The sequence below is a fragment of the Mycobacterium sp. genome, from assembly GCF_049281135.1.
GTDB lineage: Bacteria > Actinomycetota > Actinomycetes > Mycobacteriales > Mycobacteriaceae > Mycobacterium.
In genome coordinates, this window is the sequence record NZ_JBAPRN010000251.1 from 1 (window position 1) to 14,455 (window position 14,455).

13 protein-coding genes, 1 pseudogene and 1 riboswitch are annotated in these 14,455 nt (G+C 67.7%); of the genes and pseudogenes, 4 read left to right on the forward strand and 10 right to left on the reverse strand.

All coding sequences use genetic code 11. From position 1 onward, the window contains the following. The 3 genes from WAN02_RS10110 to WAN02_RS10120 all read left to right on the forward strand — a co-directional run. A partial coding sequence (locus tag WAN02_RS10110) for a cobaltochelatase subunit CobN (protein WP_422264019.1) occupies positions 1-715 on the forward strand: 715 nt, incomplete at its 5' end. Beyond that, a complete protein-coding gene (cobF, locus tag WAN02_RS10115; protein ID WP_422264020.1) occupies positions 708-1,466 on the forward strand; it encodes a precorrin-6A synthase (deacetylating) in 759 nt (252 codons plus the stop codon). The genes WAN02_RS10110 and cobF, both read left to right, overlap by 8 nt. Further along, on the forward strand, positions 1,466-2,191 hold the full coding sequence (locus tag WAN02_RS10120) for a cobalt-precorrin-6A reductase (protein WP_422264030.1): 726 nt from the start codon (positions 1,466-1,468) through the stop codon (positions 2,189-2,191). The genes cobF and WAN02_RS10120 overlap by 1 nt, the downstream gene beginning before the upstream one ends. Here WAN02_RS10120 and WAN02_RS10125 read toward each other — a convergent pair. The 3 genes from WAN02_RS10125 to WAN02_RS10135 are packed head-to-tail and all read right to left on the reverse strand — an operon-like array spanning position 2,180 to position 6,116. Then, the gene (locus tag WAN02_RS10125) at positions 2,180-3,532 is read right to left on the reverse strand and encodes a cobyrinate a,c-diamide synthase (protein ID WP_422264021.1); all 1,353 of its coding nucleotides are present in this window, start codon (positions 3,530-3,532) and stop codon (positions 2,180-2,182) included. The two genes, WAN02_RS10120 and WAN02_RS10125, sit on opposite strands and share 12 nt — an antisense overlap. Beyond that, positions 3,526-4,140, reverse strand: coding sequence for a cob(I)yrinic acid a,c-diamide adenosyltransferase (cobO, locus tag WAN02_RS10130; protein WP_422264022.1), 615 nt, complete (start codon positions 4,138-4,140; stop codon positions 3,526-3,528). Before cobO ends, WAN02_RS10125 begins: the two co-directional genes overlap by 7 nt. Beyond that, positions 4,140-6,116: a VWA domain-containing protein gene (locus WAN02_RS10135; protein WP_422264023.1), complete on the reverse strand. Its 1,977-nt coding sequence runs from the start codon at positions 6,114-6,116 to the stop codon at positions 4,140-4,142. The genes cobO and WAN02_RS10135 overlap by 1 nt, the downstream gene beginning before the upstream one ends. Before the next feature lie 9 nt (positions 6,117-6,125). Next, positions 6,126-6,295, reverse strand: a riboswitch (cobalamin riboswitch). A 10-nt stretch (positions 6,296-6,305) separates the two neighbouring features. Here WAN02_RS10135 and cbiE point away from each other — a divergent pair. Then, positions 6,306-7,520: a precorrin-6y C5,15-methyltransferase (decarboxylating) subunit CbiE gene (cbiE, locus tag WAN02_RS10140; protein ID WP_422264024.1), complete on the forward strand. Its 1,215-nt coding sequence runs from the start codon at positions 6,306-6,308 to the stop codon at positions 7,518-7,520. A gap of 2 nt (positions 7,521-7,522) precedes the next feature. Here the strand turns inward: cbiE and cobM are convergent, their stop codons facing one another. From cobM to WAN02_RS10175, 7 genes and pseudogenes are all read right to left on the reverse strand, one after another. Continuing rightward, complete coding sequence (gene cobM, locus WAN02_RS10145; RefSeq protein WP_422264025.1) at positions 7,523-8,299, reverse strand: precorrin-4 C(11)-methyltransferase; 777 nt, start codon at positions 8,297-8,299, stop codon at positions 7,523-7,525. After that, entirely contained in the window at positions 8,296-9,813 is a 1,518-nt protein-coding gene (gene cobJ, locus WAN02_RS10150; protein ID WP_422264026.1) for a precorrin-3B C(17)-methyltransferase, read from the reverse strand. The genes cobM and cobJ overlap by 4 nt, the downstream gene beginning before the upstream one ends. Then, positions 9,810-10,484: a precorrin-8X methylmutase gene (locus tag WAN02_RS10155; protein ID WP_422264027.1), complete on the reverse strand. Its 675-nt coding sequence runs from the start codon at positions 10,482-10,484 to the stop codon at positions 9,810-9,812. The genes cobJ and WAN02_RS10155 overlap by 4 nt, the downstream gene beginning before the upstream one ends. Beyond that, positions 10,481-11,368 carry a nitrite reductase gene (locus tag WAN02_RS10160; RefSeq protein ID WP_422264028.1) on the reverse strand — a complete coding sequence of 296 codons (888 nt, stop codon included), beginning with the start codon at positions 11,366-11,368 and terminating at the stop codon, positions 10,481-10,483. Before WAN02_RS10160 ends, WAN02_RS10155 begins: the two co-directional genes overlap by 4 nt. Positions 11,369-11,401: 33 nt before the next feature. Continuing rightward, the gene (locus tag WAN02_RS10165; protein ID WP_422264029.1) at positions 11,402-12,160 is read right to left on the reverse strand and encodes a sensor domain-containing protein; all 759 of its coding nucleotides are present in this window, start codon (positions 12,158-12,160) and stop codon (positions 11,402-11,404) included. A gap of 2 nt (positions 12,161-12,162) precedes the next feature. After that, positions 12,163-14,013, reverse strand: coding sequence for a translation elongation factor 4 (gene lepA / locus WAN02_RS10170; RefSeq protein ID WP_422264031.1), 1,851 nt, complete (start codon positions 14,011-14,013; stop codon positions 12,163-12,165). A 133-nt stretch (positions 14,014-14,146) separates the two neighbouring features. Then, positions 14,147-14,455: pseudogene (locus WAN02_RS10175) on the reverse strand (hypothetical protein); the annotation flags it as partial.

A 14,455-nucleotide genomic window follows, 5' to 3' on the forward strand; every position in this document is an offset into this window, starting at 1 on the left:
ATCCAAGCCGGGGTCTTACGGCGCGGGCATCCTGCAGGTCGTCGAAGCGGGAACCTGGCGGGACGACACCGACCTGGCGGAGGTCTACACCGCCTGGGGCGGCTTCGCCTACGGTCGCGGACTGGACGGCAGCGCCGCCGCCGATGACATGCGCACCAATTACGCGCGAATCAAGGTCGCAGCCAAGAACATCGACACCCGCGAACACGACATCGCCGACAGCGACGACTACTTCCAGTACCACGGCGGCATGATCGCGACGGTGCGGGCGTTGACCGGGTCCGATCCCAAGGCCTACGTGGGTGATTCGACGACGCCCGACGCGGTGCGTACCCGCACGCTGGCCGAAGAAACCGCCCGGGTGTTCCGCGCCCGGGTGGTCAACCCGCGCTGGATCTCGGCCATGCGCCGGCACGGCTACAAGGGCGCCTTCGAACTGGCCGCCACCGTCGACTACCTGTTCGGTTTCGACGCCACCGCGGGGGTCGTGCACGACTGGATGTACGAGAAACTCGCCGAGTCCTACGTCCTCGACCCGCAGACCCGGGAGTTCCTCAACCAGTCCAACCCGTGGGCATTGCACGGCATGGTCGAGCGCCTGCAGGAGGCCGCGGACCGTGGCCTGTGGGCCGATCCGTCACCGGAGACGTTGGCCGGGTTGCGGCAGGCCTACCTGGAGGTGGAAGGCGACATCGAGGGCCGCGCCGGTGGCTGATCCGGTGCGGGTGCGCATCCTGGGGGTCGGCATGGGCCCCCAGCACGTCACACCGGAGGTGGCCGATGCGCTGCGGTCGGTCGATTACGTCCTGGCAGCCGACAAGGGCTCTGACGACGGTCTCCTGGAGCTGCGACAGGCGATCGTCGAGGCGCACACCGACGGCTCAATCGACGTTGTGCCGGTGCGCGATCCGCGGCGGGACCGAGCTGCGGATCTGAGCGCCGCCGGCTATCAGCGCGCGGTGGCCGACTGGCACGACGCCCGGGCCGCCGCTTACGCCGACGTGCTGCGCGAGCGTGCCGGCAGCGCCGCGTTTCTGGTGTTGGGTGACCCGTCGCTGTACGACTCGACCATCCGCGTGGTCGAAAAGATCGAGCACCTCGGCGTACCGATCGAACTCGACGTGTTACCGGGCATCAGCGCTCCGCAACTGCTCGCCGCACGACACCGCATCGTGTTGCACGAGGTTGGCCGCTCGGTGCACACCACCACCGGTCGCCTGCTGCAGGACGCCGTCGCCGCCGGGCAGGACAACATCGTCGCCATGCTCAACCCGCCGCCGGACCGACTCGACCTCACCGGTCTGGACGATTGGTCGGTGTGGTGGGGCGCCAATCTCGGCGCTTCCGGCGAGCGGCTGATCGCGGGACGACTCGGCGACGTCGGCGGCCAGATCGCCGAAGCCCGCGAGCAGGCGCGCGCCGATAACGGTTGGGTGATGGACATCTACCTGCTGCGGCGGCGCTGATGCGGGTGCTGCTGCTGGGCGGGACCTCGGAAGCCCGCGCGCTCGCCGCGCGATTAGTCGCCGACGGGGTTGACGTGACCAGCTCATTGGCCGGCCGGGTCGCCCACCCGCGAATTCCGGAGGGGCAGGTGCGCATCGGCGGGTTCGGCGGTGTCGACGGGTTACGAAAAGCGTTGGCCGACTTCGACATGGTGGTCGACGCGACTCACCCCTTCTCGGCGACGATCTCTGCCAACGCCGTGCGCGCCTGCGCCGACCGGGCGGTTCCGCTGCTGCGGATGCAACGCCCCGGCTGGGGCGATCGGGCCACACCGTCCTGGCATTGGGTCAGCTCGCACGGTGAGGCCGCTGACGAGGCGCTACGGCTGGGCACCCGGCCGCTGCTGACCGTCGGCCGCCAGCAGCTGCACGAATTCGTCGGGGCGCTTGGCGAGTTGGCGGTGCTGGCGCGCGTCGTCGACGATCCGGACTTCGCGTTGCCACCGGCCTGGACGCTCATTCATGATCGCGGCCCGTATGCATTAGCCGGTGAGGTGGCGTTGCTGCGTGAGCACGCCGCGGATGTGTTGGTCACCAAGGACTCCGGCGGTGAGTACACCTGGCCGAAGATGCAGGCCGCCGCCGAGTTGGGCATCCCGGTCGTCGTCGTTCGGCGGCCGGCTGTGCCGTCAGGAGTGCAGGTGGTGTCCGATGTCGACGAGGCCGTCGATTGGCTAGGCGGATAGGCCGTGAACGGCCTGCGCGAAGCGTCGTGCCAGAGCGGGGTGGCCGGCCCAGTGCGTATGCAGGTAGGCGGCGTGCAGTGTCGGCGTCGCGAAACCTTCGGGACCCGCGGGCAGTTGCCAGGCCGGGCGGCTCTGCGAGGAAGTGATTGCGGTTCGGTGGAATTCGTGACCGGTGACCGTGATGCCCTTTTCGGTGAGTACGGAATCCGCCGGGCTGGTCGCTGTTCGGTAGCCAAGAGTGAGACGGGGCGTCATCGCCGCGTCGGCGGGCACCGCGCCGACCATCGGTGTGTCGTCGAGCGACCGGCACAGGTAGAGCAGGCCGGCGCACTCGGCGACCGTCGGGACGCCTGCGGTGATAGCGGATTCTACTTCGGCCATCATGCAACGGTTCTGGGCGAGCTCGGTGGCGTGCACCTCGGGAAAACCGCCGCCGAGGTAGATGCCGGCGGTGCCCGCAGGCAGAGTCGCGTCGACCAGTGGGTCGAACTCGACCACGTCGCACCCGGCGGCGCGCAGCAGTTCCTCGGTCTCGCCGTAGCGGAAGGTGAACGCCCGCCCACCTGCCATCGCGACCACGGGCCGCGCCTCGGTCGGTGGCCGGATGTCCTGTGTCGGGTCCCACGGCGCCTCGTGCAGTGCCCCGGCACTACGTGCGAGACACAACAGGGCGTCGATATCGACATGCGCGGCAACCATTTCCGTCATCCGCTCGAGCGTGCGGGCGGAGTCGGCGCGCTCCGCCGCGGGCACCAGGCCCAGGTGACGTGACGGCACCTCGACGCGGTCATCGCGGGGAAGAACGCCCAGAACCGGGATGCCGGTCGGGCCAAGGGCGTCGCGAACCTCGTCGGCGTGCCGTGCGCTGCCCGCCTTGTTGAGGATCACGCCCGCGATGCGCACCGACGGATCGAAGGTCGCCAGCCCGGCGATCATCGCCGCGTGCGTCCGCGACGCGTGCGAGATGTCGACGACCAGCAGCACCGGTGACGCCGTCAGCGCTGCGACGTGGGCGGTGGATGCTTCCCCTGCGGTACCGAGCCGGCCGTCGAAAAGACCCATCACACCCTCGAGTACCGCGACGTCGGCCGACCGTGCGCCGTGTAGCAGCAGCGGAACGACGCGGTGCTCGCCGACCAGGAACGGGTCGAGGTTGCGGCCCGGCCGACCCGTGGCCAGGGCGTGATAGCCGGGGTCGATGAAATCGGGCCCCACCTTGTGACCGGATACCGACAAACCCCGAGCGGCCAGAGCAGCCATCAATCCGGTTGCCACAGTGGTCTTTCCGTGGCCGGAAGCGGGTGCGGCGACGACGATGCGGGGAAGCTCGGTGGCTACCACTCGATACCTCGCTGGCCTTTCTGGCCGGCGTCCATCGGATGCTTCACGTTGGCCATCTCGGTGACCAGGTCGGCGATGTCGATCAGCCGCGGATCGGCCTTACGGCCGGTCACCACGACATGTTGGTGGCCTGGCCTGCCGGCGAGGGTGTCGACGACATCGTCGATGTCGACCCAACCCCAGTTGATCGGGTAGGTGAATTCGTCGAGCACGTAGAGGTCGTGGGTCTCGGCAGCCAGGCGTCGCTTGATCTCGGCCCAACCGGCAGCGGCCTCTTGTGCATGGTCGATGTCGCTGCCGGCCTTGCGACTCCACGACCAGCCCGACCCCATCTTGTGCCATTCGACGGGGCCGCCTTCACCGGTCTCGGTGTGCAACGTGCCCAATCGCTCGAGCACGGTCTGCTCGCCGATGCGCCACTTGGCCGACTTGACGAACTGGAACACTCCGATCCGGAATCCCTGGTTCCACCCGCGCAACGCCAATCCGAATGCGGCCGTTGACTTTCCCTTGCCGTCTCCGGTGTGCACCATCAGCAGCGGTCGATTGCGGCGCTGGCGGGTCGTGAGCTGGTCGTCGGGTACGACGGGTACCTGTCCCTGCGGCATCAGGCCGCCCCGGAAGTTGTTGCGCCGCGGACGATGTCGGCCAGCGCCTGAGCGCTCACATGGGCCAGCGGCACATGCTCGGCATGGAGATGTTCAGCCAGGTCTGCAGCCAGACCTATTCGCATCCGGCCACTTTCGCAGTCGACGACGATGCTGTCGACCCCGTCTTTCACCAAAAACGCCGCGGCCTGTTGGGCCCGGCCGACGGCGTCCGGGCCCGCGGTCGCGCGGCCGTCGGTGACGATGACGAGCAGTGGCCGTCGACTCGGGTCGCGCAGCCGTTCGCGCCGCACCACCTCGGCCGCCTTCATCAGCCCTTCAGCGAGCGGAGTCCGCCCACCGGCCGGCAGGTCGTCGAGGCGCTTGGCCGCGATGTCGATCGAACCGGTCGGCGGAAGGGCGATCTCCGCCGCGTGGTCGCGGAAGGTGATGACGCCGACCCGGTCACGTCTGCGGTAGGCGTCGAGCAACAGCGACAAGATGGCCGTCTTGACCTGATGCATCCGTTCGCGGGCCGCCATGGACCCGGAAGTGTCGACGACGAACATCACCAGGTTGGCTTCGCGTCCCTCGCGGACCGCCCGGCGCAGATCGGTGGGCCTGAGCAACAGCCGACCGCTGGTGCGGCCGCGGGTGGCCTGATGCGGCGCGGCAGCCCGCACGGTCTCGACCAGGTGGATGCCCGCGTCCGAGACCGGCGTGGCCCCAGTGCGTCGACCCGCGGTGGTCCGGGCGCGGCTGCGACGGCCGGCATGCCCGTCCCCCACCCCGCGGACCGTGAAAAGCTTTGTCCGGTAAGGATCGCCGGCTCCAACCGGCGGTGCCGACGTCGGAGTCTGATGACCGCCCGCACTAGGCGGGACGGCGTCCGGGGTGTCGTCGGCGTCGTGTCCGCCGCCGGGATCGTCGGGATCGGTATCGGGGTCGGGACCCTGATCGGTGTCGGGCGGCAACAGCTCGTCGAGTTCGTCGTCGTCGAGTCCGGGCGCGTCGAAAGGATTACGCCGACGGCGGTGTGGCAGTGCGAGTTTGGCGGCGGCCCGCAGGTCGTCGATGTTCGGGTGTTCGCGGTCATGCCATGCGGCGTGGGCGGCGGCTGCGCGCGCCATGACGATGTCGGCTCGCATGCCGTCGACACCGGCCGCTGCGCAGACTTCGGCGATCTTGAGCAACGCCGCGTCGGTGAGTCGGATTCCGGGCAGGACCGACTGGGCATGTTGGATCCGATCGCGAAGCCGCTCTTCGGCATTCGCGTATCGGGCGCCAAAGGCCTGCGGGTCTGCATCGAACTGCAGTCGCCGGCGCACGACTTCGGCGCGCAGCGCCGGGTCCCGCGGCGCAGCGACCTCGACGGCGAGGCCGAAGCGGTCGAGCAGTTGCGGACGCAGCTCGCCCTCCTCCGGATTCATCGTGCCGACCAGCACGAACCTGGCCGCGTGAGTGACCGATATGCCGTCGCGTTCCACGGTGACAGTGCCCATGGCAGCCGCATCGAGAAGCAGATCGACGAGGTGATCGTGCAGGAGGTTGACTTCGTCCACGTAGAGGATTCCGCGGTGCGCCCTGGCCAGCAGGCCAGGTTCGAAGTGCACGGCGCCGTCGCTCAGGGCCTGTTTGAGGTCGATCGATCCTGCGACGCGATCCTCGGTGGCACCGACGGGAAGCTCCACCAGGCGCACGGGTCTTGTCTGCACGCGCGCGTCAGGCCCGAACGCTCCGTCCGGCGAGGCAGGGTTCGGCTCGGCCGGGTCGGTAGAGAAGCGGTCACCGGCGACGACGTCGATGGGCGGCAGGATCTGGGTGAGCGCACGCACCATAGTGGATTTCGCGGTGCCCTTCTCGCCGCGCACGAGCACGCCCCCGATGCCGGGGTCGACGACGGTGAGAACAAGCGCCAGCGCCATGTCGTCGAGCCCATCGGACGCATCGGGGTCGCCGCCGAGGACGGCGGTGAACGGGTACAGCTGATCAGGCATGGTGAGGCTCCGCTCGTTTCATGCGAGGCCGGCAGTCGGACTGACCGCTCGTGCGCCCGTTGACCGGGCGGCGCGACGGATCACCGTAGCGGGCCTGTGCCGGAATCTCACCGGCTTCCCTCGTTCCCCAACGAACCGATTACGCCTGTTCGCGGGGTGCCTCGCGGGCCTTACGCTAGCATCGCCGCAGTGTCGTCCTCTGACCTGCGGGTAACTGTCGTCGGCGTCGGCGCCGACGGTTGGGACGGGCTGACGCCGGCCGCGCGGGCCATCATCGGTTCGGCGGAAGTGGTGCTGGGCGGTCCGCGCCAGCTGGAGCTGGTGCCCGTCGCCGATGGCCAGGTCCGCCAGCCGTGGCCGTCTCCGTTGAGCGCGGCGTTGCCGGAGCTGTTGACGCAATTCGCGGGCCGGAACGTGGTCGCGCTGGCCTCCGGCGACCCGATGCTGAGCGGAATCGGGACCACGCTGGTCGACATCTTGGGCTCCGACCGGGTCGCGGTCATCCCGCATCTGTCCTCGGTGACGCTCGCGCGGGCGCGGCTCGGCTGGTCTGCGGAGTCCATCGCGGTCGTCAGCGTCGTGGGCCGTGATGTGCACGCGGCGCTGCGGGAGCTGGCCCCCGGGCGCCGAGTCCTGGTGTTGTCGTCCGACGAGAAAACGCCTGCGGTCCTTGCTGATCTGCTTGGCGCGCGCGGATACGGGTCGAGCCGCTTCGTGGTGCTGGGTGACCTCGGCAGCGACCACGAGACGATCGACGAGACAACAGCCGCTGAATTCTCCGGCGCATCGCCACGGCTGAATATTGTTGCGCTGCAACTGAACGGACCGCTGCTCGCCGGGTGGGCGACCGGCTTGCCCGACGACGCGTTCGAGCACGACGGCCAGCTGACGAAGCGGGATCTGCGCGCGGCCGCGCTGGCCCGACTGCTGCCCGTGCCGGGTCAACTGTTGTGGGACATCGGCGCCGGCGCGGGTTCGGTGGGCATCGAATGGATGCGCGCTCACCCCTCGTGTCGAGCCGTTGCGGTGGAAGCTGACTCCGCGCGCGCCGAACGAATCGCCCGCAATGCACGGTCGCTGGGTGTGCCCACGCTTCGCATCGTCTGCGCCTCGGCCCCGGAAGCCTTGAGCGACTTGGACACCCCCGATGCTGTTTTCGTCGGCGGCGGGGCGAGTCGTGCCGGGGTTTTGCAGCAGTGCCTCGACGCGCTGCGCGGCAGCGGCCGGATCGTCGTTCATGGTGTGACGGTGGAGACCGAAGCGATGCTCGCCGCGTTGTACGCCGAGCATGGGGGTCAACTCACCCGCATTCATGTCGAGCATGCCGCGCCGGTCGGGTCGTTCACCGGCTGGACTCCGGCGCGCGCAGTGACCCAGTGGGCGTTCACGAAGCCGCCTGGATGACCTCACCGGTTGCCCGACCGGTGGCGCTGCGGGTCGTACAAGTGGCTCTCCCCCGCACGCGAATCCGCACGCTCGCCGAGCGCGTCACCCACCAGGATCACTGCAGCCTGGCGCAGTCCGGCCGCCTCGACCTGATCGGCAATCTCGGCGACGGTCCCGCGTAGAACGAGTTCCTCCGGCTGAGAAGCCCGGTACACCACCACAACCGGGCAGTCCTGGCCGTGTGTCGGTACAAGCTGATCCATCAGCGCACGGATGGCGGTAATTGCCAAGTGCAGCACAAGGGTTGCGCGGGTCGCTGCAAACGCCGCCAGCGATTCGGTAGCCGGCATCGCGGTGGAACGCGCGTGGGTTCGGGTCAACACCACGGATTGCGCGACCAACGGGACGGTGAGCTCGCGACCGACCCGTGCCGCCGCGGCGGCGTATGACGGCACGCCCGGCGTGATCTGCCAGGGCACGCCTGCGGAGTCGAGTCGTCGAGTCTGCTCCGATACCGCGCTGTAGAGCGCCGGGTCGCCCGACACCAGACGCACAACACGTCGGCCGGCGCCGTGCGCCCCGACGATCCGGGCGATGATCTCGTCAAGGTTCAGATTCTGGGTGTCGATCAACTCGGCTGCCGGAGAGCAGCTTTCCAGCACGTCCACATCGAGATAGCTGCCCGGGTACAGGACGGTGTCGGCCGCTTCGAGCAACCGGACAGCGCGGACGGTCAGCAAATCGGCCGCGCCCGGTCCAGCGCCGACGAACTGCACCACCTCGACCGCGGCGTTCACCGGACCCACCGCGGCGTCCACACTCGGCCTGACGCAGTCGCGCGGGTACTCGACGCTCCCACCAACACAAGACTTTTCATGTCGATGGTGTCGGTGTCGAGGCTGCCGAGCGTCGTCACGGTCAGCGATTCCTCGGCTCGTCCGACATCACGTCCGATGACGACGACGGTCTCGGCGCGACGGTGTTCGAGCAGGATCTCGCGGGCCAGCTCGATCTGGTGAGGACGGGCGCGCGAGGCCGGGTTGTAGATCGCCAGAATCAGATCGGCCTCGGCGACGGCACGCAGCCTCTTCTCGATCACCGACCACGGCTTGAGCCGGTCCGACAGGCTCATCACTGCGAAGTCCGCTCCCAGCGGTGCACCGGCCAGTGCGGCGACGGCGTGGACGGCCGACACGGCGGGCAACACCCGGATATGAACCGCGGCATATCGCTGGTCGTCGGCGGCCTCGAACACAGCGGAGGCCATCCCGAATACGCCTGCGTCACCGCCGGAGACGACGGCGACGGACTCGCCGCGCAGCGCGAGGTCCAGCGCGAACCGCGCCCGGTCGACTTCGACGGTGTTGCCGGATGCGTGCCGTTGCAGGCCTTCTCGCTGCGGCACCCGCGCCACGTACGGTGCGTAACCGACCACGTGCTGCACCTGGGCCAGCGCGGTCGCCGCTTCCGGCGTCATCCAGCCGTCCGGCCCCGGCCCCAACCCGATCACGAGAAGCTCAGCGATACCTGACCCCGTAGAAACTGTTGCGGGATTGGGCTCTTCGACCATGACGCGAGAACGCGGGCCGTTGATCGAATCGCCATTGACCACGATCAGCGACAGATACGGCACCGTGGATTCGTCGACATCGGCCACCGGCATCCAGCGCTGCTGCGGATGGCTGGCCCGCTCGACATACATCGCGTGATCAAGACGTCCAGCGGCGACGAGCGCCCGCCGTACGGCCGGAAACGTGCGGCCCAGCTTCATGATGATCGCGCCGTCGGTGTCAGCCAGGCGCCGGGCGAGTTCGGCTTCTGGCAGGGTTCCGGGCAGCACTGTCAGCACGTCGGTCTGGCGCACCAGCGGGGAGGCGACGGCCGCCGTCGCGGCAGTGAATGCCGGTATTCCGGGGATCACCTCGGTGGCGAAGCGGGTGCTGAGCCGATCGTGCATGTACATGAAAGACCCGTAGAACAACGGATCACCTTCGGCGAGCAGGGCAACGGTGCGACCGGCTTCCAGGTGCGCAGCAAGTCTGGCAGCCGATTCCTCGTAGAACTCGGCCAGCGCTCCGGCATATCCGCCGGGATGATCCGTCGTCCCGGTGGTGAGCGGATAGCGCAGCTCCTCCTCGATGGCGTCCGCGGGAATCAGGTCCGCCGCGATGGTCCGCGCGTAGGACTGCTTGTTGACCCCCGCGTGGTAGGCGATGACGTCGGATTCACCGATGACCCGTGCCGCCTTACGAGTGATCAGCTCGGGATCGCCTGGGCCCAAGCCAATTCCGTAGAATTGCCCGGCAGTCATTCGGCCTCCGAGGCCAGCGCGTTGACTGCTGACGACGTGATGGCCGACCCGCCGCGCCGTCCACGCACCGTCACGAATGGGATATCGATGCCATGCTCGTGGGACAACGAGGCAAGGGCCGCCTTGGATTCCGCGGCACCGACGAATCCCACCGGACAGCCCACGATCGCGGCAGGCCGCGGCGCACCGTCGATCAGCATCTCCAAGAGATGAAACAGCGCAGTCGGGGCGTTGCCGATGGCGACGACCGCGCCGTCCAGCAACGGCTCCCACAACGAGACCGCGGCCGCGGTGCGCGTGGTGTTCCATTGTTTGGCCAACTCCGGCACGCCCGGATCGTTCAAAAAGCAGTGCACGTCGTTGGCGGCAGGAAGCCTCCCGGCGGTGATGCCAGTGGCGACCATGCGTGCATCACACAGAATGGGCGCGCCGGCTTGTAGCGCGGTTCGCGCGGCGGACACCAGCGCGGGGTGAATCTCCAAGTCGTCAACCAGGTTTGGCTGCCCGGTGCCGTGGATCATCCGGACGGCAAGTTTTTCGGCGTCCGGCGGGATGTGTGACAGGTCGGCTTCACGGCGGATGGTGGCGAAGGAGTCAGCGTAGATCGCGGGGCCGTCGGCGATGTAATCGTAGCGCCGTGTCGGTCGGCGGGCATCGCTCGTTTGGGTCACTCAGGTACCTCCAGGCTGTTCGGGACGAGGACGCCACGCCAGGGTGTGACGACGACATGCGTTGCCTCAGTTCCTAGTTCGAGCAGCGAATGAACAAGGTCGGGTGTCAGGGCGCCGTTCTGGGCCGATACGTGGATGCCGCCGGCCACCGGGCCATACGGCAGCGGCGATGCCGGACTGGGGATTCGCGGGTCGGCATCGACCGGTGGTTGCAGCGGCCGAGCAAGCTCGCGGATGTGCCACGGCGCATCGGCGTCCGTTCCGCGAACGTCGAGGAATTGCGACGCCAGGTCGGTCAACCGGTCGGCGATCTCAGCCAACGGAGCGACGGCTCCCCAGTGCCCGCCGACACGCAACTGAGCCGCATCATCGTCGAGCACCACACACCCCAAGTCGGTTCCACGCTTGCCGGCTGCGGTGAGCCGGTCGAGCAGGTCGCCGCGACCGTCGTCGAGCGTGAACAGGAAACGGCCCGGCAGCCGACCGAGGTCGGGGTCTGCGCACAACAGTGTGTCGAGGCGGTTGAGCACCGGGCGCAGATCGGCTCGGCCGCCAGCCAGGCCCGTCTGCGGTGAGGCGAGCACGTTCCGCACGAGTTCGTGTGTGCGCGTAGGGATCAGACCGGTCGATTCGAGCGCCGTCGCGGCGGCAGCAGTCAACTGCGGCCCGTCGGCCGGCAGTCCGCGCAGTTGCAGATTGGCACGCCCGGTCAGGTAGACGCGACCGTCGGCGTGCTGCTGGCTGATGTCAGACAGTCGTTGCAGCGCCGCAGTGGGCAGCAGGCCACCGATCAGCCGGATGCGGACCAGCAACCCGTCGTCGGCCTGCCACGGTCGCCACACGCCGGGGCACATATCTGTCCGGTTACGAGTGTCCGTAGTCATCAGCGGCCTTCGCTTCATGGTTGCACTCTCGGATCAGCTGAATCTGCTGACCCTGTCCATCATCGCGTGAGCGATGTCGGTGGCACTGGTGTCCGGATTGCCCGTACCCGGATCGGACGGCCGCCGATCGCCGAAGAATACGACCTCGACTTCGACGATGCAGTTCAACCGGACACCGATCGCCCGCGACTGCGGGGTGGGTTGCAGGGCCGGCATGTCGGGGAGCGTCGCGGTCGCGGTATTCGTGGCTGCGACAACGGAATCGGCGACGTGGATGTCGCCGATCACGGTCGTCGTGCTGATCGGACCGGTCTGATCGGTGGTCGTCTTGCCTGCGCATTGCTGCCACTGCGGGGGGAACTTCGCGAACAGCTGTTGAGCTTGTGCGGCCGTGGGCAGCGCGACAACGCCCTCCATCACGCTGATCACCTGAGCCGGGTCGCCGTCGTTCCACCACGACTCCGACGCGACGGTCTGGACATCGGCCGACCCGTAGACGCTCTGCTGCAGCATCGCCGTCACGCCCAGGCAATCGGCCGACTCCGGTGGCGCGTCACGCTGGTCGAGCTTGTCAGCGCCACCGAACTGTGCGGGTTGACGTGCGACGAAAGGCTGGCCGAGCATCCGTGCCAGCCTGGCGTCGTTCAGCAGCACCTTCTTGACGATCTGGCCGGACAGCGGTCGCGGCTTCAGGTTTGGTGCCGGCTTGGCCGTCCCGTCGACAACCGGACCGCAGCCCACTGCGAATGCGGCGATCACCGCGCACGCCGTGGCCAGTCCGACGGTCCGCATGGCTATTTCTTACTGCCTTTGTCCCCCGCGGCGTCCGTGGACAGTGCGGCGACGAAGGCCTCCTGCGGCACGTCGACGCGGCCGATGGTCTTCATCCGCTTCTTGCCTTCCTTCTGCTTCTCCAGCAGCTTGCGCTTACGGGTGATGTCACCGCCATAGCACTTGGACAGCACGTCCTTTCGAATCGCGCGAATGTTCTCGCGCGCAATGATTTTGGACCCGATCGCTGCCTGTATCGGCACTTCGAACTGCTGACGCGGAATCAGCTCTTTCAGCCTGGTGGTCATCTTGTTGCCGTAGGCAGCGGCGTTGTCCTTGTGCACGATGGCGCTGAACGCGTCGACGGCCTCACCCTGCAACAGGATGTCCACCTTGACCAGTGCGGCCTCCTGCTCGCCGGCTTCTTCGTAATCGAGGCTGGCGTAGCCGCGGGTGCGCGACTTCAGCGAGTCGAAGAAGTCGAAGATGATCTCGCCCAGGGGCATGGTGTAGCGCAGCTCCACCCGTTCGGGCGATAGGTAGTCCATGCCGCCCAGTTCGCCGCGCCGGGACTGGCACAGCTCCATGACGGTGCCGATGAACTCGCTGGGCGTGATCACGGTGGTCTTGACGATGGGCTCATAGACCGCGCGGACCTTGCCTTCGGGCCAGTCCGACGGATTGGTGACGACGACCTCGGAGTTGTCTTCCTTCTCCACGCGGTAGACCACGTTGGGTGACGTCGAGATGAGGTCGAGGTCGAATTCGCGTTCCAGGCGCTCGCGGGTGATCTCCATGTGCAGCAGACCCAGAAAGCCGCAGCGGAAACCGAAACCGAGCGCTACCGAGGTCTCGGGTTCATAGGTGAGCGCGGCATCGTTGAGTTGGAGCCGCTCCAACGCGTCGCGCAGATCTGGGTAGTCGGAGCCATCGACGGGATACAGGCCCGAATAGACCATCGGCTTGGGTTCGCGGTACCCAGTCAGCGCCTCCTTCGCGCCGTGGCGCGCGGTGGTCACGGTGTCGCCGACCTTGGACTGGCGGACGTCCTTCACACCGGTGATCAGATAGCCGACCTCCCCCACACCAAGGCCGGCGGTGGCCTTCGGCTCGGGCGAGACGATGCCCACCTCCAGTAGCTCGTGGGTGGAACCGGTGGACATCATGGTGATCTTCTCGCGTGGCGTGATCTTGCCGTCGATCACCCGGACGTAGGTGACCACACCGCGGTAGATGTCGTAGACGGAGTCGAAAATCATTGCGCGCGTGGGCGCTTGCGCGTCTCCTGTAGGCGGCGGAACTTCGCGCACCACGTGGTCGAGCAGGTCGGTGACGCCCTCACCCGTCTTGCCGGACACACGCAGGACATCGCTCGGCTCACACCCGATGATGTGGGCGATCTCGCCGGCGTAGCGGTCGGGGTCGGCGGCGGGCAGGTCGATCTTGTTGAGCACCGGAATGATGTGCAGGTCGCGATCGAGCGCCAGGTACAGGTTCGCCAGCGTCTGCGCCTCGATGCCCTGCGCGGCGTCGACCAGCAGCACCGCACCCTCGCAGGCCTCCAGCGCGCGCGACACCTCGTAGGTGAAGTCGACGTGGCCCGGGGTGTCGATCAGATGCAGGACGTAGTCGGTGCCGTCCACGTTCCACGGCAGCCGCACGTTCTGCGCCTTGATGGTGATGCCGCGCTCCCGCTCGATGTCCATCCGGTCGAGGTACTGCGCCCGCATATCCCGTTCCGCGACGACACCGGTGAGCTGCAGCATCCGGTCGGCCAGCGTGGACTTGCCGTGGTCAATGTGGGCGATGATGCAGAAGTTCCGAATCTGCGCCGGCGCGGTGAAGGTCTTGTCGGCAAAACTGCTGATGGGAATCTCCTGATGAAGCCGGACTTAGGCGCTATCAGGGTATCCAGGGGCGGGCCCTGCAGCACAATCGCCGGGCGGAACGGCCAAAACGAAACCCCCGGAGTGATCCTCCGGGGGTTCGTTGTGGAGCGTGGAACTCTTACAGCGCTGGCGTCAAGAAACCGGTCAGGTCGGCGAGGCCGGCGTCGAAGAATGCGGTGGCGGCGCTCGAGACGGTGGCGTCGGCGCCCAACGCAATGCCGATCTCGTGCGCTGATCCGAATGCGTCGGCTACGGGGAGCAGGTCACCGTTGTTCAGCAGCGAGTACAGCTCGACGTTGGAGGCGTCATAGAACTCGGTCAACGCGCCGTTCAACACGTTGTACGAACCCGGGTCAGTGGCAAGGTTGTCGGCCGGGTTGAGCCCGTAGATCAGGTAGTCGAACGCTGTGGTGCCGTCACCCTGGAC

Bases quoted from the DNA above. Each gene is read 5' to 3' on its own strand.
- cobO (WP_422264022.1), bottom strand. From the start codon at position 4,140: ATGCCGCAGGGACAGGTACCCGTCGTACCCGACGACCAGCTCACGACC.
- WAN02_RS10120 (WP_422264030.1), top strand. From the start codon at position 1,466: ATGCGGGTGCTGCTGCTGGGCGGGACCTCGGAAGCCCGCGCGCTCGCC.
- cobJ (WP_422264026.1), bottom strand. From the start codon at position 9,813: ATGACTGCCGGGCAATTCTACGGAATTGGCTTGGGCCCAGGCGATCCC.
- WAN02_RS10165 (WP_422264029.1), bottom strand. From the start codon at position 12,160: ATGCGGACCGTCGGACTGGCCACGGCGTGCGCGGTGATCGCCGCATTC.
- WAN02_RS10160 (WP_422264028.1), bottom strand. From the start codon at position 11,368: ATGACTACGGACACTCGTAACCGGACAGATATGTGCCCCGGCGTGTGG.
- WAN02_RS10135 (WP_422264023.1), bottom strand. From the start codon at position 6,116: ATGCCTGATCAGCTGTACCCGTTCACCGCCGTCCTCGGCGGCGACCCC.